16 protein-coding genes are annotated in these 16635 nt (G+C 68.1%); 11 read left to right on the forward strand and 5 right to left on the reverse strand.

From position 1 onward, the window contains the following. Positions 1-25 precede the first annotated feature (25 nt). Positions 26-988 carry a hypothetical protein gene (locus AC3A6P_RS23115; protein WP_487694165.1) on the reverse strand — a complete coding sequence of 321 codons (963 nt, stop codon included), beginning with the start codon at positions 986-988 and terminating at the stop codon, positions 26-28. Between the two features lie 155 nt (positions 989-1143). On the opposite strand from AC3A6P_RS23115, the gene AC3A6P_RS23120 reads away from it, so the two are divergent. Both AC3A6P_RS23120 and AC3A6P_RS23125 read left to right on the forward strand, forming a co-directional pair. Continuing rightward, entirely contained in the window at positions 1144-1917 is a 774-nt protein-coding gene (locus tag AC3A6P_RS23120) for an IclR family transcriptional regulator (protein WP_487694166.1), read from the forward strand. Beyond that, complete coding sequence (locus AC3A6P_RS23125) at positions 1914-2669, forward strand: SDR family NAD(P)-dependent oxidoreductase (RefSeq protein ID WP_487694168.1); 756 nt, start codon at positions 1914-1916, stop codon at positions 2667-2669. Before AC3A6P_RS23120 ends, AC3A6P_RS23125 begins: the two co-directional genes overlap by 4 nt. Here AC3A6P_RS23125 and AC3A6P_RS23130 read toward each other — a convergent pair whose 3' ends face one another. Next, on the reverse strand, positions 2670-4712 hold the full coding sequence (locus tag AC3A6P_RS23130; RefSeq protein ID WP_487694169.1) for an MMPL family transporter: 2043 nt from the start codon (positions 4710-4712) through the stop codon (positions 2670-2672). 61 nt (positions 4713-4773) lie between these two features. Between AC3A6P_RS23130 and AC3A6P_RS23135 the strand changes: the two genes are divergently transcribed. Next, positions 4774-5247: a MarR family winged helix-turn-helix transcriptional regulator gene (locus AC3A6P_RS23135; protein ID WP_487694170.1), complete on the forward strand. Its 474-nt coding sequence runs from the start codon at positions 4774-4776 to the stop codon at positions 5245-5247. 2 nt (positions 5248-5249) lie between these two features. Here the strand turns inward: AC3A6P_RS23135 and AC3A6P_RS23140 are convergent, their stop codons facing one another. Next, the gene (locus AC3A6P_RS23140) at positions 5250-6845 is read right to left on the reverse strand and encodes a Na+/H+ antiporter (RefSeq protein ID WP_487694171.1); all 1596 of its coding nucleotides are present in this window, start codon (positions 6843-6845) and stop codon (positions 5250-5252) included. Positions 6846-6921: 76 nt separating this feature from the next. Here AC3A6P_RS23140 and AC3A6P_RS23145 point away from each other — a divergent pair, with 76 nt between their 5' ends. Genes AC3A6P_RS23145 through AC3A6P_RS23170 form a run of 6 tightly spaced genes read left to right on the forward strand, consistent with a single transcriptional unit; the run spans position 6922 to position 13356 of the window. Further along, on the forward strand, positions 6922-7245 hold the full coding sequence (locus tag AC3A6P_RS23145) for a UBP-type zinc finger domain-containing protein (protein ID WP_487694172.1): 324 nt from the start codon (positions 6922-6924) through the stop codon (positions 7243-7245). After that, entirely contained in the window at positions 7242-8543 is a 1302-nt protein-coding gene (gene purT / locus AC3A6P_RS23150; RefSeq protein ID WP_487694173.1) for a formate-dependent phosphoribosylglycinamide formyltransferase, read from the forward strand. Before AC3A6P_RS23145 ends, purT begins: the two co-directional genes overlap by 4 nt. Further along, the gene (locus AC3A6P_RS23155) at positions 8540-8983 is read left to right on the forward strand and encodes an Rv0361 family membrane protein (RefSeq protein ID WP_487694174.1); all 444 of its coding nucleotides are present in this window, start codon (positions 8540-8542) and stop codon (positions 8981-8983) included. Before purT ends, AC3A6P_RS23155 begins: the two co-directional genes overlap by 4 nt. A 36-nt stretch (positions 8984-9019) precedes the next feature. Further along, positions 9020-9433, forward strand: coding sequence for a rhodanese-like domain-containing protein (locus AC3A6P_RS23160; protein WP_487694175.1), 414 nt, complete (start codon positions 9020-9022; stop codon positions 9431-9433). Next, positions 9430-10665: an O-succinylhomoserine sulfhydrylase gene (locus tag AC3A6P_RS23165; protein ID WP_487694176.1), complete on the forward strand. Its 1236-nt coding sequence runs from the start codon at positions 9430-9432 to the stop codon at positions 10663-10665. The genes AC3A6P_RS23160 and AC3A6P_RS23165 overlap by 4 nt, the downstream gene beginning before the upstream one ends. A 45-nt stretch (positions 10666-10710) precedes the next feature. Next, positions 10711-13356, forward strand: a complete 2646-nt coding sequence (locus AC3A6P_RS23170; RefSeq protein WP_487694177.1) for a LuxR C-terminal-related transcriptional regulator — start codon at positions 10711-10713, stop codon at positions 13354-13356. A 34-nt stretch (positions 13357-13390) separates the two neighbouring features. On the opposite strand, the gene AC3A6P_RS23175 is transcribed toward AC3A6P_RS23170, so the two are convergent. Beyond that, positions 13391-14251 (reverse strand): SDR family oxidoreductase, encoded by an 861-nt coding sequence (locus AC3A6P_RS23175; RefSeq protein WP_487694179.1) that lies wholly within the window; start codon positions 14249-14251, stop codon positions 13391-13393. A gap of 176 nt (positions 14252-14427) precedes the next feature. Between AC3A6P_RS23175 and AC3A6P_RS23180 the strand changes: the two genes are divergently transcribed. Then, positions 14428-15540, forward strand: coding sequence for an LLM class flavin-dependent oxidoreductase (locus AC3A6P_RS23180; RefSeq protein ID WP_487694181.1), 1113 nt, complete (start codon positions 14428-14430; stop codon positions 15538-15540). Positions 15541-15571: 31 nt separating this feature from the next. Here the strand turns inward: AC3A6P_RS23180 and AC3A6P_RS23185 are convergent, their stop codons facing one another. Then, positions 15572-16318 carry an MBL fold metallo-hydrolase gene (locus AC3A6P_RS23185; RefSeq protein WP_487694182.1) on the reverse strand — a complete coding sequence of 249 codons (747 nt, stop codon included), beginning with the start codon at positions 16316-16318 and terminating at the stop codon, positions 15572-15574. Between the two features lie 93 nt (positions 16319-16411). On the opposite strand from AC3A6P_RS23185, the gene AC3A6P_RS23190 reads away from it, so the two are divergent. Next, on the forward strand, positions 16412-16635 hold a 224-nt coding region (locus tag AC3A6P_RS23190; protein ID WP_487694183.1), incomplete at its 3' end, for an LLM class flavin-dependent oxidoreductase.

Raw genomic sequence — 16635 nt, forward strand, 5'->3', positions numbered from 1 at the left:
CTCGGGTCGGGCGCGAGACCGATGGTCAGTTGGCGAGAACGGGGGTGGCCGTACGGGGGCGCGGCGACACTGCCACGTCCGGGGAGCTGGTGTGGGCGAGTTCGTTGAGTATCGCCGCGTGGCGCACCTTGTGGCGGATGAGCTCTTCATGGAACTCGGGCCGGACCCAGCCGTTGTACATCACGGCCTCGGATTCACCCGGCTCGACTTTGAAGTACACCGGGCCCGCCACGCGGGCGATGTCGCCGGCTTCCCACAGCCGGTTCATCCCGCCGAACGACTCGAAGGTCTCGGCCCACACGTCCAGGGGCACGTCGACGGCCCGGCGGATGGCGGCGAGCATCGGCCGGCTCAGGTCGCCGACGGGGTTGACGCTGTCGGCGCCGAGGTCCTGCAGGATCCGGATCGAGGCGGGGTTGGCGTGGCCCGCGTACACCGAGATCTTGAACTTGGCATCGGCGGGGATGTGCCCGGCGTCGCGGGCCTTGTTCAAGATGTCGAGAACGCCTTCGTCCCAGACGAGTACGCCGCGGATGCCGGTGGAGAACACCCGGAGGTAGTCGTCGAGCAGGTACCGGACGTTGTCGAGACCGCGCACGCGCCGGCCGCCGGCCTGGCCTTCGGTGCTCAAGGCCTGGCGGCCGAGATCCCATCCGGTGCGGGGGCCGGGGACTGCGATCAGCTCGATGTTGTTCTCGGCCGCCAGCATCGCGACGTCGCGGAGCTCAGAGGTGTTGAGCAAGGTGGTGCCGCCTCCGAAGGCGATGATGCGGTGGATGAAGACGTCCTGTTTCTCGGCTTCGTCCAGCAGTGCCTCGAGGGTCGAAAGTCGTTCGACACCAGAGATTTCCAACCGGTACTTACCGCCGTCGTCGAAGGTCTTGTCCGACGAGGCGAGCGTGTAGTCGTCGGCGGACAGCAGGCCTTGCGAAGCCAGAATGCTGGCCCCGTCGACCTTCGATGAACGGCTGTCGGCTGCGGTGGGCATGGCATCTCCTTCGGGAACGGTCTGTGCGGGTCCGCTCTGAATTTCATTTAGTGAAAATCAACTGCGGTGAATGAAAAACTAAGAGATGGCAAGCGTGGTGTCAATAGGAAGCGGCGAGTCCGTGGCCTTCACTGGGTACTGGTAGCCTTCACTGGGTGAAAAACGAGGCTCGGTCCGAGAAGGGCTCGAATCTGATCGGTGTCGAACGCACAGCGCGAATCCTCAGTGCGATCGCGGATGCGGATTTCGGGAATCTGACCGAAATAGCAAGGCGCACAGAGCTGAACGAGGCCACCGTGCTGCGGTACCTGAACAGTCTCGCGGCCTTGGGCTATGTCGAGCGATTCAACACCGCGCAGTACCGCCTCGGCTGGGAGATCTTCCGCCTCGGGCAGCGGGCCTTCACCGGCCAGGTTCCCAGCGACGTGGTGCTGCCCACCATGGAGCGGTTGATGCTCGAGTTCAACGAAACGGTGAACTTCGCCGCGCACAAGGAGCGCAGCGTGGTGATCCTCGAAGTCGTGGAGGGCCGTCGCGCGGTGACGAAACTGAGCAATGTCGGGCAGTCGGACCCGTGGCATGCCTCGGCGCTGGGCAAAGCCTTGATGGCGAGCATGCCCGACAGCGTCTGGCGCGACATCGTGGCCACTGCGGGGCTGCCGGAACTGACGCCGCACACCATCACGACCATGAAGAAGATGGCCGCCGAGATCACGCAAGTGCGCCAGCAGGGCTTCGCCGTCGACCGGGAGGAAGCCGCCGAAGAACTGACCTGCGTGGCCGCCGCGGTCCCGGCCGCCGGCGGCGGGCCCTCGCGCTACGCGTTGAGCATCAGCTTTCTCACCCACCGGTTGACGCCTGAACGTCTGGAACACGCTGGCGCGCAAGTGATTGCAGGCGCCAACGAGATCGCTCGCAAGCTGCCGTGACGGATCGGCGCCTGGCAGGCAAGGCCGCGGTGGTCACCGGCGCGACGTCCGGCATCGGCTGGGCCACCGCGACGCGCCTGCATGCGGAGGGGGCATCGGTGTTGGCCACCGGCCGCGACTCCGGCCGCGGCGACGAGCTGGTCCGATCGCTGGGTGAGCGCATTCGCTTCATCAGCGCCGACATCACCGATCCCGAGACCGCCGGCGCTGTGGTCAACGGCTGCACCGAGTCGTTCGGCGCCATCGATGCCGTGGTCAACAATGCCGCACTGGACCTGTCTCAGGAGCTGCTGTCCACCCCGATGAGCGCCGTTCGCCGGCTCTTCGAGGTCAACACGTTCGGCACCATCGCGATGGTTCAAGCGGCCGCCGGCTCGATGGTGCACGGTGGGTCGATCGTCAACATCACCTCACGCCTGGCCCTCATCGGGGTGCCGACCATGGCTGTCTACGCCGCCTCCAAGGGGGCGGTGCAGGCGTTCACCCGCTCGGCGGCGGTCGAACTCGCTCCTCGGGGAATCCGGGTCAACGACGTGGCGCCGGGCATGACCAAGACACCGCTCTACGATGAATGGCTGGCGGGCACGGCTGATCCCGATCAGACCGAGAGTGACGTGGTGTCTCGAATTCCGTTGCGCAGGTTGGCACTTCCCGATGATGTTGCGGCGGCGGTGGCCTACCTGATCTCTGATGACGCGCAGTACGTCACCGGCACGACCATCAGGGTCGACGGCGGTTACACCGCGCAGTGATCACTCGGCAGGATCGAGGCGGGCCGGCCACCAGACCCGCGGGCCGATCAAGGTGAACAGTGCCGGGATCACCACCGTGCGAACCAGGAAGGTGTCCAACAGGATTCCCAATCCGACGATGATGCCCAGCTGGGTCAGCACGATCAGGGGCAGAACGCCGAGCACGCAGAACACCGCGGCGAGCACGATTCCCGCGCTGGTGATCACGGCACCGGTGGCCGAGACCGCCCGCACGATGCCGCTGCGGGTGCCGTGGTCGCGAGTCTCTTCGCGAGCCCTGGTGACCAGGAAGATCGTGTAGTCCACACCGAGTGCCACCAGGAACAGGAACGCGAACAGCGGGGTGCTGTTGTCGAGTGCGGGGAAGCCGAACACATGCACGCTCAACCACCCGCCCAGGCCCAGGGCGGCCAGCGAGCTGAGCACTGTCACACCGACCAGCAACACCGGTGCCACCACGGCGCGCAGCAGGACGAACAACACCGCGAGCACCACGGCGAGGATCGCCGGGATGATGATCAGCCGGTCACGGACGGCGGCGTCGCGGGCATCGAGTGCCTGTGCGTCCGAGCCGCCGACCACCGCGTCCGGATCCGCGGCATGCACCGAATCGCGCAGGGCGGTAACGGTGTCGAAGGCTTCGTCGGTGCCGGGTGCGGCCTCGATGACCACGGACCACTGGGTCAGTCCGGACGGAGACTGGCCCGTCGGGTTGGCCGACACCACGCCGGGGGTGTTGTCGATATCGGCTTGCAGCTGCGCGGCTTTGTCGGTAGCGCCGATCACCGAAGTGGGGTCGGTCAGTCCGCTGGGAAAATGCGCCGCCAGCGTTTCGAATCCGCTGACGGATTCGGCTTTTACCCGGAACTGTTCGGTTTGCGACAGCCCGATGTTGAGCCCTAGCAGGCCACAGGCGAGTACGGTCAGCGCCACCACCGAGGCCAGCAGGATCTGGGCCGGCCGTCGCGCCACCGAAGTGGCGATCCGGTGCCAGGCTCCCGCGTCCGCCAGATCTGGGCCGCCCTGGCGGGGGATGAACGGCCAGAACAACCGGACACCGCACACCGCCAGCAGCGGCGGCAGCACCAGCAGTGAGAACACCGCGGCGACAACGAGTCCCGACGCCGCCTGCACACCGAGGCTGCGGGTGCTGGGGGAGGCGGCGAACAGCAGGGTGAGCAGTGCCAGCACCACCGTGGCGTTGCTGGCCACAATGGCGGGGCCGGCGGTGCGTACCGCGGTGCGCAGCGCCGAGCGGTGATCGGTGTCGCGGTGTAGTTCCTCGCGATACCGGGAGATCAGCAGCAATGCGTAGTTGGTGCCCGCGCCGAACACCAGCACGCTGGTGATACCGGCGGTGGATCCGTCGGCGGTCAGGCCGGCCAACGCGGTGACGCGTCCGCCGACGACGGAGCCGAGTCGGTCGGCGAACCCGATGACGGCCAGCGGTACCAGCCACAGGACCGGGGAGCGGTAGGTCAGGATCAGCAGCAGCGCCACCACCGATGCCGTCACCGCCAGCAGGGTGATGTTGGCGCCGGCGAATGCGTTGGCGATATCGGCGCCGAACGCCGGGCCGCCGGTCACCTGCGCCACCAGCTCCGGAGGAAGGCCGGTGGAGGCGGATTCGCGTAGTGCGGTGACGGCATCGTCGAGCGCGAAACCGGACAGGTCGCCGCTGAGCGGGACCGCGGCCAGCGCGGCCTGGCCGTCCTCGGACACCATCAGCGGTGCTCCCGGGGCGCCGGATGTGGCGCGGAGCCGGGCGTCTTCGGCGGCCGTGCGATCGGCCGGGCTCAGGGCGGCGCCGTCGGTCCGGGAGATCACCAGGATGGCGGGTGCCTGGTCGCCGCCGGGAAACTCCGCGGCCAGGGCGCTGGCCCGCGCCGATTCGGCCGAGTCCGGGAGCGCGACCGGGGACTGCCCGGCCGAGGAGTCGCTTCCGGCCAGCGCCATCAATGCCCCGGACAGCAGTGCGATGACGAGCGCGAGAACCCATGAACGCGGTGCGGTGACAAGCCCTGCCAGACGATTCCAGCCCATCGTCCCAATATTTCAGTAACTGAAACATTAATCAAATGAACAAAGAGGCTAAGCTGCCGGGGTGACCGAACGCGGCGACCTCGAAGGCCAGATCGCCGCCGATGTCCGGGCGCTGTCGGCCGAGTCCGAGCAGATCGGCCGCTCGTTCGCCGGCCTGCACGATCTGACGGCCAACGACTTCCGCGCGCTGGTGCACATCCTGGTCGCCGACGACGACGGAGCGCCGCTGACGGCAGGCGACCTCCGCAAGCGGATGGGCTTGTCCGGCGCGGCCATCACCTATCTGGTCGAGCGGATGATCGCCTCCGGCCACATCCGACGGGAATCGGATCCCGCCGACCGGCGCAAGGTGATCCTGCGCTACGACCAGCACGGCATGGCCGTCGCGCGCGGCTTCTTCACCCCACTGTCCGAGCACACCCGCATCGCGCTGGCCGACCTCCCCGACGAAGACCTGGCGGCGGCGCACCGGGTGTTCACCGCACTGGTCGAGGCCATGCGCGCGTTCCAGGAGGGAATGGCCGGGCCCGGCTGACCTCAGTCTCTGTTCAACGTGGCCTCTTCGAGGTCCAGGTTGTGCAGCATCGAACGCAGCACCTCGTCGTCGATGCGCTCCTCGTCGCGCTCCGTGATCAGCGCGGCGCGCTCAGCGGCCAGCATCTCCAACCGGAACCGCCGGAACACCGCCGCCGGGCTCTCGCCGATCGCGCCGCCGTCGCGGCCCAGCTGCTCCCACGCAGCGTCGCCGCGACTGCTGTTCCACCGGCGCAACACCGCGGCCGCGCGCTGATGAACCGCCGAGGACTCCCCGGATTCGGCTTGCTCGGCCAGCAACTCGTCGAGCCGGCGGCCCGCCGCGGCGGTGGCGCGGCTCTGCGCGGCAGCGGCGCGCACGGCGTCGGTCTGGGCTTCGTCGCCCTGCACGCCCAGGGTGCGGATGAGCCACGGCAGCGTCAGCCCATGCAGCAGCAGGGTGCCGATGACCACGACGAAGGTGAGGAACACCAGCTGCGGCCGGCCCGGCAGCGCATCGCCGGACAACGTGGTCAACGGAACCGCGAACGCCGCCGCCAGCGACACCACACCACGCATGCCGGCCCACGCGACGACGAACACCTGCGCAGGTTTGGGCGCTGGGGAACCGTTGCGGATGCCGGGCAGTTGCGTCAGGTAGGCGACCAGGAACACCCAGACGATGCGGGTCAGGATCACCGTCGCCAGCACACCCACCGACGCGAGGGCGATGGTCTTGCCGGGAATGCCGGTCAGTTCGTCGATGACCTTCGGCAGCTGCAGACCGATCAGGAGAAACGCGAACGACTCGAGCAGCAGCTGCAGCGCCCGCCAAACGGCGTCGTCCAGAAGCCGGGTCGCATAACTTGCGCGCGTCGAGCGCTGCCCCACCACCAGAGCCGCGCTCACCACGGCGAGCACACCGGAACCGTGGAGTTCCTCGGCGATCAGGTAGATCAGGAACGGTGCCACCAACCCGATCGCGCTTTCCACCAGCGGGTCGTTGAGCCGGGCCCGCACGAAGACGATCAACTGGCCCAGCACGACGCCCACGAATACGCCGCACACCACCGCGAGGCCGAACGTGCCCAAGGCGCCCTGCCAGCTGGTGGCGGCGCCGATCGCCGCGGCCAGCGCCACCTTGTACGCCGTCAGCGCGGTGGCGTCGTTGAGGAGGGACTCCCCGCCGAGCAGCGTCATCATCCGGCGCGGCAATCCCAGCCGGCGCCCGATCGCGGTGGCGGACACCGCATCGGGTGGGGCGACGATCGCACCCAACGTCAGCGCTGCAGCCAAGGTCAGATCGGGTACCAGCTCGTAGGCCACGATGCCCACCACTGCCGTGGTGACCAGCGGCAACCCCACCGCCAGCATGCCGATGGCCCGCTTGTTGCGCCGCAGGTCCACATAGGAGCTCTCCAGGCCGGCCGACCACAGCAACGGCGGGAGCAGGACGAACAGCACCAGGTCCGGCTCGAGGCTGATCATCGGGACCCCCGGGATCAGGCCGACGCCCAGACCGGCGACCACCAACAACAGCGGCGACGACAGATTGAACCGTCGTGCCAGCGCAGCCACCAACACAGCGGTCACCAGCACCGCCAACGTCTGGGCACCCACGTCCGTCCGACCTCCGTTCGCCGCAACCTATCCTTGGACGCACAGCTTGCAGGATGACGTCCGGAGGTGCCCGACCTTGTTGAGACTGTCCCGGCGGCGTCGGGTCCCTGCGGCCGGCGCGTCGGCGAAGCGAGGCCCCTGCGCGCACCTGCTGGCTGCTGCCGACGCCCACGAACCCAAACCCGCCGCGATGCGCTGTCAGGAATGCGTCGAAGACGGCGAGCCCAGCTGGGCACACCTGCGGATGTGCGTGACATGCGGTCACGTCGGCTGCTGCGATTCCAGCCCGAAGCGGCACGCCACCGCTCACCACGAGGCCACCGGACATCCGGTGATGCGGTCGATCGAACCGGGTGAGAGCTGGCGCTGGTGTTACGTCGACCTGGAGTTGCTGGCATGAGTGACGAGTCGACGGACGCCGATCCGACCGTGCCCGGCGATGCCGAGGACACCCCGGTGGAAGGCACCGAACCCGAGATCGGCACCCCATCGCCGCGGCATGCGCCGGTGATCCTGCTGCTCGGAGCCGGCGAGTACGGCCGTGACCTGGTGAACGCGTTCCAGCAGTTCGGTGCCACGGTCGCTGCCGCCGACACCTACGCCGACGCACCCGGGCATGCGGTCGCCGATGACGCGGTGGTGGTCGAACTGACCGACCCCGAACAGCTTTCGGCGTTGATCGAGCGGGTGCGGCCCGATTACGTGGTGACCGCCACCGATGCGGTCGCCGCGGACGCCCTGGCAGCGGCGGCCGAGGCCGGACTCGCCGAGGTGGTTCCCAGTGCGCGCAGCGCCCGCCTGTCGCTGGACCGGGAAGGCCTGCGCCGATTGGCGGCCGACGACCTCGGGCTGCCGACGGCGCCGTTCTGGTTCGCCGGATCGGTCGAGGAACTGACGGCCATCGCCGACCACGCCGGCTTCCCGTTGGTGGTCAAGCCGCTGGTCGCGCTGCCCGGCGAAGGGCAGTCGGTGCTGTTGCGGCCCGACGACGTCGAACCCGCCTGGGACCTCGCGGTGTCGGCCGGTGGCCGGTTCACCCACAACCGGGTGCTGGCCGAGACGGTGGTCGAGATCGACTACGAGGTCACCTTGCTGACGGTGCGCACCGGTGACGGGCCGAGCGCGCTGTACTTCAGCGAGCCGATCGGCCACCGGCAGGTCGACGGGTTCTCCAGCGAGTTGGTCCTGGAGGCGTGGCAACCGCAGCCGATGGGCACCGCGGCGCTCGACGCGGCGAAATCGATCGCCGCCCGGGTGGTCAACGCGCTCGGCGGCCGCGGCGTGTTTGCCGTCGAACTCCTGGTCCGTGGCGACGAGGTGTACTTCTCCGATGTCACCGCCCGCCCCACCGACACCAGCGTGGTGACGCTGCGCTCGCAGCGGCTCAACGTCTACGAGCTGCATGCCCGCGCAGTGCTCGGCCTCCCGGTGGACACCATCATGATCTCGCCGGCGGCCGCGGAACTGGTCTACGGCACAGGCGCCACCGTCCTCGAGGGAGACGGCCTGATCGCCGGCCTGGCGACCGCGCTGCGTGTGCCCGAGAGCGACGCTCGGGTGTACGGCAATCCGCCCGGACACCCGGCGCTGTCCAGGCGCCGCCTCGGGCTCGGGTTGTCCACCGCCGCCGATGTCACCACCGCACGTGACCGTGTGCGTCAGGTCTCCACGGCGCTGCGTAAGTTGTGGCAGGAATGAACAAGCCCAAGCCCGACGACTCAGGCGGTTCCACGCCGGTGCCGTTCATGATCGCCCTCGCGATCATCGTGGTTGTAATCGGTGGAATCGGCCTGTCCACGTTGATCGGCGGCGACGACGTTCCCGAGGTCGATGTCGTGGCGCAGGCGGCGATCGCGCAGAACGACGCGCTGCAACGCGCCGACTACACCGATTTCGCCGCCTTCACCTGCAAGGCCGAGGTGGGCGAGGAAGCCGATGTGCTGAAACAGCAGCAGGATTCGGTCAACACCAGGGGTGCCCGCTTCATCGACGGGGTGGCCGGTGTCACCATCGACGGCGACAAGGCCACCGGAACGGTGACCTACCACTTCGACAAGGCGCCCGATGACTTGATCGACGCCGCGACCACCTTCGTCCGTGAGGACGGTTCCTGGAAGGTGTGCTCACCCGGTCCGTGACGCGGGCGCGTCGCGTCATGTGGAAAACTCGGCTACGTGAGTTACGCAGGCGATATCACTCCCGAAGAGGCGTGGAACATACTCAGCGACAACCCCGACGCTGTGCTCGTCGACTGTCGTACCGACGCCGAGTGGAAATTCGTCGGCGTGCCCGACCTGTCGGACCTGGGCCGCGACGCCGTCTTCATCGAGTGGAACAGCGTCGACGGCACCCGCAACACCAACTTCGTGTCGGATCTCGCCGCAGCCGGAATCGAGGCCGGTGAGCGTCCGGTCATCTTCTTGTGCCGGTCCGGTAACCGGTCCATCGGCGCCGCCGAGGCGGCCACCGCCGCGGGGATCGCGCCGTCCTACAACGTGCTCGACGGGTTCGAGGGCAACCTCGACGAGCGCCGGCACCGCGGCACCACGGGCTGGCGCGCGGTCGGTCTGCCCTGGGTGCAGTCATGAGCGAAAGTCCTGAGGTGCCCAGCGTCCGGATCCCGGCGCCGCTTCCCGACGGCGTGAGCCAGGCCACCATCGGTGTGCGCGGCGGGTTGCTGAGGTCGGGTTTCGAGGAGACCGCCGAGGCGATGTACTTGACCTCGGGCTACGTCTACCAATCGGCGGCCGATGCCGAGAAGGCGTTCACCGGCGAGATCGACCGTTATGTGTACTCGCGGTACGGCAACCCGACCATCTCGATGTTCGAAGAGCGGCTCCGGCTCATCGAGGATGCACCGGCGGCCTTCGCCACGGCCACGGGGATGGCCGCAGTGTTCACCGCGCTCGGCGCGCTGTTGGGTGCCGGTGACCGGCTGGTGGCCGCGCGCAGCCTGTTCGGTTCCTGCTTCGTGGTGTGCAACGAGATCCTGCCGCGCTGGGGCGTCGAGACCGTGTTCGTCGACGGGGAGGACCTCTCCCAGTGGGAGGAGGCGCTTTCGGTACCCACCCAGGCCGTCTTCTTCGAGACCCCCTCCAATCCCATGCAGTCGCTGGTCGACATCGCCGCGGTCAGCGAGCTGGCCCATGCCGCGGGCGCAAAGGTGGTGCTGGACAACGTCTTCGCCACGCCGCTGCTGCAACAGGGCATCCCCCTGGGGGCTGACGTGGTGGTGTACTCCGGCACCAAACACATCGACGGCCAGGGACGGGTGCTCGGGGGCGCGATTCTGGGGGACAAGGAATACATCGACGGTCCGGTGCAGAAGCTGATGCGCCATACCGGTCCGGCGATCAGTGCTTTCAATGCCTGGACGCTGCTGAAGGGCCTGGAGACATTGGCGGTCCGGGTCGATTACTCGAATCGATCGGCGCAGCGGATCGCCGAGTTCCTCGAAGATCATCCGGCGGTCAAGTGGGTGAAATACCCGTTCCTGGAATCACACCCGCAGTACGACCTGGCCAAGCGGCAGATGCGCGGTGGCGGAACCGTCGTGACCTTCGAGCTCGACGCGGCGGAGGGGGCGGGTAAGCAGCGGGCGTTCGACGTGCTGGACCGGTTGCAGGTCATCGACATCTCCAACAACCTCGGAGACGCGAAGTCACTCATCACTCATCCCGCCACCACCACACACCGGGCCATGGGTCCGGAAGGCCGGGCCGCCATCGGTCTCGGTGACGGCGTGGTGCGGATCTCGGTGGGCCTCGAGGGCACCGACGACGTGATCGCCGACCTGGATCAGGCGCTGCGCAAGGGCTGACAGCGAACCGGCACGCGGCCGGGCGTCCGGGGCTATGCTGAGCGGGTGATCAGCGGCGAGGCGCTGACGGGGCGGGACAGTGAACTGACCGCGATGCGCCGTGTGCTCACCGGGCCGGGCACCTATGCGGGCGTGGTGATAGCCGGTGCCGCCGGCGTCGGCAAGACCCGGCTGGCCCGTGAGCAGCTGGCACAGGCCGCGGCGTCCGGTATGCGTACGTGCTGGATCATCGGCACCGCCTCGGCGCGGCCGATCCCGCTGGGCGCCTTCAGCGCGACGCTCGGCGACACCATCACCGACCCCGCGCCCAGCGTGCGTCGTGTGATGAATTCACTTGTCGCCCAGCAACGCCCGGGTCGCGTGCTGATCGGTGTCGACGACGCGCACCTGCTCGACGGCTTCTCCGCGCACGTTGTGCACCAGCTCGCCCAGACCCGCGAAGCGCGACTGATCCTCACCGTCCGTACCGGGGCCGCGGCGCCGGATGCCATCAAGTCGCTGTGGAAAGACGGCCTGCTGCTGCGACTCGACCTCGAACCCCTCTCGCCGGAATCCACCCGGTCCATGGTCGAGGCCATCCTGGACGGTCCGGTGGATTCTTTGAGCGCGCAACGTTTCTGGAAGCTCACCGGCGGTAATCCGCTGTTCCTGCAACAGCTCACCAAGGACCAGGTGGCGGCAGGGCATCTCAAGCAGCTTGCCGGTGTGTGGATGTGGGACGGCGGGGTCGCGGTGTCGCAGAGCATGAGCGACCTGGTGGGTACCCAGCTCGACCAGCTGCCGGCCGAGCTCGCCGCGGTGGTCGACACGCTGTCGCAGTGCGAACCGCTCGAGGTCGACCTGCTGGCCGAACTCGTGGGCCGCGAAAACCTGGAAACCGCTGAACGCATGCACCTGATCACCGTCGACCGCAGTGCCACCGGGTTGGTGGCGCGGTTGGCGCACCCGCTGTTCGGTGAGCTGCGTCGTGCCCGGGCCGGGGAGATGTACCTGTCGAAGGTGCGCGGGGGACTGGCCACGCAGCTGGCCCGGCGGGATGAGCGCGACCCGCAGGTCACCGTGCGACAGGCGCTGCTGACCCTGGAATCGGACCTGCCGCCGGATCCTGGCCTGTACCTCGAGGCGGCGCGCCATGCCATGACGTTGCTCGATCTCGACCTGGCCGACCGGTTCGCCGGCGCGGCGGCGATGTCGGGTTCGGTTGAGGCGGCGGAACTTCGCGCGGTCAACCGCTTCCTCGCCGGGCGTGGTGAGGAAGCGTCGGTGTTGCTGCGTGCACTGGTCGAGCGTGGTGACGAACATCGTCATCGTTGGGTGACGATCCAAGCCGTCAACCTGATCTGGATGCTGGCGCGCCCTGCGGAGGCGGGTGATCTGCTGGCGGAGCTGGCGCAGCTCCCCGAAACCGAGGCGCAGCGGATGTCGCGTTTTGCCGCCGAAGCCTCGGTGGATGCGGTGTTGGCGCGGTGTCTGGACGCCGAACGCAAGGCGCGGGCCGCGCTGGAATCCGGGTTGCTCTCGGATCTCGACCACATGCTCGCCTCGGTGGCCTTGATGATGGCGGCCGGTGCGCTCGGCCGGGCCCAGGACATCACTCCGACCGCCCGCGCGGCGTTGGACCGGGCGGCCGATTCGCACGAGACCGCGCACATGCGGTTCTGGTTCGGGGGTGTCTACGCCCGCGCCTGCAGGCTCACCGGCCGGATCGAAGAGTGCCACAAGACCGCCGATGTGCTGGCGGTGCTGGCCAAGGACATGCCCGGACTGGCCTATGCCAACCTGGCATCCTTCATGGGCAGTACCGCGCTGATGCGCGGCGACCTGCTATCGGCGCAACGATTGCTGCACGAGGCGCTGGCCGGTGTGGAGAACCACGGCATCACCACAGGGCTGCAACCGGCCTGCACGTTCGCCCTCGCCGAGACCCACGCCAAGCTCGGGCAGGCCGAAGAGGCTGCGGACATGCTGGCCCAGGCCCGACGCGTGGTGCGGCCGGAGTTCTTGTTCATGCAGACCGGACTCGCCTTGGCGACAGGCTGGTCACTGGTGGCCGGTGGCGCATTGTCCGAGGGCATCGACACGGTGCTGGCCGAGGCCAAGGTGGCCGCCGGCCGGGGACAACCCACCCACGAGTTGGCCTGCCTGCAGGCCGCGACACAATGGGGCGCCACCGAGCACCTGTCCGAGATCGCCGCCCGGGCCCGGCAGTTGGCCGAACAGTTGGCCCTGCCCGTGGCCGATGCCGTTGCGCTGCACGCCGAAGCGTTGAAACGCCGCGACGGGGAGGGACTGCTGGCGGCGTCGCGGGCCTATCAGGCGCTGGGGGACCGGGCCACCGCCGCCGACGCCGCAGCGCAGGCGGCCGTCACCTTGACCGGCGCTCAGCTGCGCAGCCGAGGGCTCTTCGCCGCCTCGATTTCCGCGCAGCTGGCGGCGGACTGCGGTGGGTTGTCCACTCCCGCGACCCGCATGCCGAAAACGCCCACCCCGCTGACCGGGCGGCAGCGCGAAGTGGCCGAGCTGGTGGTCGCGGGGTTGTCCAACAAACAGATCGCCGAGCGCACCTACAGTGCGGTGCGCACCGTCGAAGGCCACATCTACCGGGCCTGCCAGCGGGTGGGGGCGTCCTCACGTGAGGAACTCGCCGAGATCCTGCGCCGGGGCGGGTTCGGCACGAACGGGCGGAAGTAGCTGGGTCGACGATGCACGCGCCCGGCTCTCGACGTCAGCTCTTGTTCTCGATGACACCCACCGCGCTCTGCGCCCGCTGCTCGTAGGCAGCGCGTGCGGTCGCATCGAAGTTCAGGAACACGTCGTCGTTACCGAATTTCTTGGTGAGCCAGCGCCGGCCCTTGGGGGGCAGCAAGGCGGTGAGCAGGCCGACGAAACGCAACGGGCCGGGCACCGACAGGTGGGTGATCTTCGGGTTGTCCAGAGCCTTGACCACCCCGGCGGCGATCTCTTCGGGCTGCACCGGCTTCTGGGCGCCGGTGTTCTTGGTGCCGGAGGTCAGGTCGGTGTTGGTGAAGGTGGGCATCACGCAGGTGACGTTGACGCCGTGGGGGGCGAATTCGTCGGCCATGGCGGTGGTGAGCCCGACGACGGCGAATTTCGTGCCGGCGTAGACCACCTGGCCGGGCAAAGCGATCAGGCCGGCCAGCGACGCGATGTTGATGATGTGTCCGCTGCGCCGCTTCACCATGTCCGGAAGCACCAACTGACTACCGGTGAGCACGCCGTAGAAGTTCACCTCGACCGAGGTGCGGATGGATTGCTCGGAGGCATCCAGGAACGGGCCGATGGGCATGACGCCGGCGTTGTTGATCAGTACGTCGATGTGGCCGCCGCCGTCGGCGCGGGCCTTGTCCAGGAACACGGCGAAGGATTCGCGATCGGTGACGTCGACGGGGTAGCCGCTGACCTGTCCGAGGCGGTTCAGGTCGGTGACCGATTCGTCGAGGACCGCCACGTCGCGATCGCCGATGACGACCCGCGCGCCGCGCGCCAGCAGTGCCTTCGCGGTGGCCAGGCCGATGCCGCGGGCGGCCCCGGTGATCACGATGGTCTTACCTCTGATGTTGTCCATGGCGGGGAACTTTACACCTGTCAAGTTTTGATGGACAAGTATGTGCTTGCGGCGTGAGCGTGCCGGATTTCGGCGCAGCCTGAGTTGAATGGCCCCCCAGGAATGCATCCGCCGGCCTGGCGTTGGACCCTTGAGTGATGACCGGCTACCCAATCGGCCCATCAGGAGGTCAAGCGATGACTGTGCCGCTCTCGATATTGGATCTCGCGCCGGTCAGCGCCGGTTCCGATGTGGCCACCGCGCTGCGCAACACCGTCGACCTGGCCCAGCAAGCGGAAGCCTGGGGTTTTTCCCGGTACTGGGTCGCCGAGCACCATTTCGTGGCGGTGGCCAGCTCCGCGCCGGCGGTGCTGATCGGACAGATCGCCGCGGCCACCAGCACCATCCATGTCGGTGCGGCGGCGGTGCAGCTGGGTTTCACCACCGCCACTGCGGTGGTGGAGAGCTTCGGGATGCTCGAGGCGTTCTACCCGGGCCGGATCGACCTCGGCGTCGGGCGCTCGGGGCAGCGACGGGCAGAGGCACAGCAGCAGACGGCGAAAAAGCCTGAGCCGCAGACCCAATGGCGAGACATCGACGGAGTGGTGGTGCCGCCGCCGTTCGACCTGAGTGCGATGATGCGCAGCGAGCGGCTCCGCGCGACGACGACGCTGCTACAGCAACCGAACGCCGTCGCCCCGGATTTCGCTGAGCAACTCTCCGACATCCTGGCGATGATCAACGGGACGCACACCGTCTCCGGTTTCGATGTGCACGCGGTGCCCGGTGAACGCAGCGGTCTCGTCCCCTGGGTGTTCGGCAGCAGCAAGGGGCAGAGCGCGCAGGTGGCCGGCGAGCTAGGCCTGCCGTTCGTGGCTAGCTACCACATCACGCCGGCGACAGCGCTGGACGCGATCACCGCCTACCGCAACGCATTTCGGCCTTCCAGTAGTTTGGCTGCGCCCTATGTGGCGGTGTCGGCTGATGTGCTGGCCGCCGATGACAGTGCCACGGCGCACCGGTTGGCCTCGAGTTTCGGGCACTGGGTGTACTCCATTCGCGCCGGCGGTGGTGCCGTGCCGTATCCGGACCCGGACACCGTTGCGCCACTGACAGACGAGCAGCGCGCGCTCGTCGCCGACCGGACCGCCACGCAGTTCGTCGGCGACGCCGGCGAGGTGGTTTCGCGCCTGGAGACGTTGCAACGGGTCACCGGCGCAGACGAATTGGTGATCACCTCGGTGGCGCACCGGCATGAGGACCGGTTACGCAGCCACGAACTGATCGCCAAACAGTGGAACTTCGGCTGAACCATCCAAAGTAGGCGCTGCGCAGCCGGTTTCACCGTCCAGGCCGGGCCTCGTCGACCATCTCCCGGATCGGCCCGCGCCAGACGTCGCCGTGCCCGGGAATCAGGACGTCGGTTTCCAACAGGGCCAGGGCGTCGAGACTGCGCACACAGTCGCCCTCGTTGTGGTTGAACACACGGTGCAGAAGCTGCGGGCCGTGTTTGGGGGAAGTGGGGTGCCCGGTGACCAGCGCGTCACCGCTGACCAGTACGCCGTCGACCAGATACGAGCAGTGCCCGCCGGTGTGCCCGGGCGTCGGGATGGCAATCGGGTGGCCGGGCAGCGTCGCGGCGATCCCCTCGGTGAGCACCTGCGCCGACGGGATGCCGTCGTGGACGAAAGCGCCCTTGCGGACGATCTCCAGTGACCAGGCCAGCCACCGTGGCTGCCAGGCGTGCATCACCACATCGATCGGCGACGCCTGTTCCAGATAGTCCCGTTTGGCGTGGCCGACTTCGTCGGCGTGACAGAACACCGGTGTGCCGTGTTCGCCGGCCAGCCAGATGGCCGTGCCGAAATGGTCGATGTGCGCGTGTGTCAACAGGATTGCGTTGATATCGCCGACATCGAATCCGAGTTGACGAACCGAGGCCAGCACTTCGGCACGCTGACCGGGATAGCCGGCGTCGATCAGGATCACCCCGTCTGTACCGGCCACCAGCGTCCAGTTCACCAGGTGGGTTTGCGCCAGATACACGCTGTCGGTCACCTGGACGAGGTCGTTGACGGCGGCTGCCATTGGGCGAGTTTATCTGGGGACCGAGGCCGGGAACTCTGGGTCTCTGCGCGGGTGGCGGTGCCCTCGGTAGCCGCGAGGAGTAGAAATGAGATCGTGGCTGAACTCAAACTGGGATACAAGGCGTCGGCGGAGCAGTTCGCGCCGCGTGAACTGGTCGAACTGGCGGTCGAGGCCGAAGCGCACGGGATGGACAGTGCGACGGTCAGTGACCATTTCCAGCCGTGGCGCCATGAGGGCGGACACGCCCCGTGGTCACTGGCCTGGATCACGGCCGTCGGCGAGCGCACCAAGCGCCTGCAGCTCGGGACCTCGGTGCT

It is taken from the genome of Mycobacterium sp. Soil_C_30, assembly GCF_057656995.1.

Coding starts and splice junctions, on each gene's coding strand:
- purT (WP_487694173.1), top strand. CDS start 7,242: ATGAGTGACGAGTCGACGGACGCCGATCCGACCGTGCCCGGCGATGCC.
- AC3A6P_RS23115 (WP_487694165.1), bottom strand. CDS start 988: ATGCCCACCGCAGCCGACAGCCGTTCATCGAAGGTCGACGGGGCCAGC.
- AC3A6P_RS23175 (WP_487694179.1), bottom strand. CDS start 14,251: ATGGACAACATCAGAGGTAAGACCATCGTGATCACCGGGGCCGCCCGC.
- AC3A6P_RS23180 (WP_487694181.1), top strand. CDS start 14,428: ATGACTGTGCCGCTCTCGATATTGGATCTCGCGCCGGTCAGCGCCGGT.
- AC3A6P_RS23165 (WP_487694176.1), top strand. CDS start 9,430: ATGAGCGAAAGTCCTGAGGTGCCCAGCGTCCGGATCCCGGCGCCGCTT.
- AC3A6P_RS23185 (WP_487694182.1), bottom strand. CDS start 16,318: ATGGCAGCCGCCGTCAACGACCTCGTCCAGGTGACCGACAGCGTGTAT.
- AC3A6P_RS23130 (WP_487694169.1), bottom strand. CDS start 4,712: ATGGGCTGGAATCGTCTGGCAGGGCTTGTCACCGCACCGCGTTCATGG.
- AC3A6P_RS23155 (WP_487694174.1), top strand. CDS start 8,540: ATGAACAAGCCCAAGCCCGACGACTCAGGCGGTTCCACGCCGGTGCCG.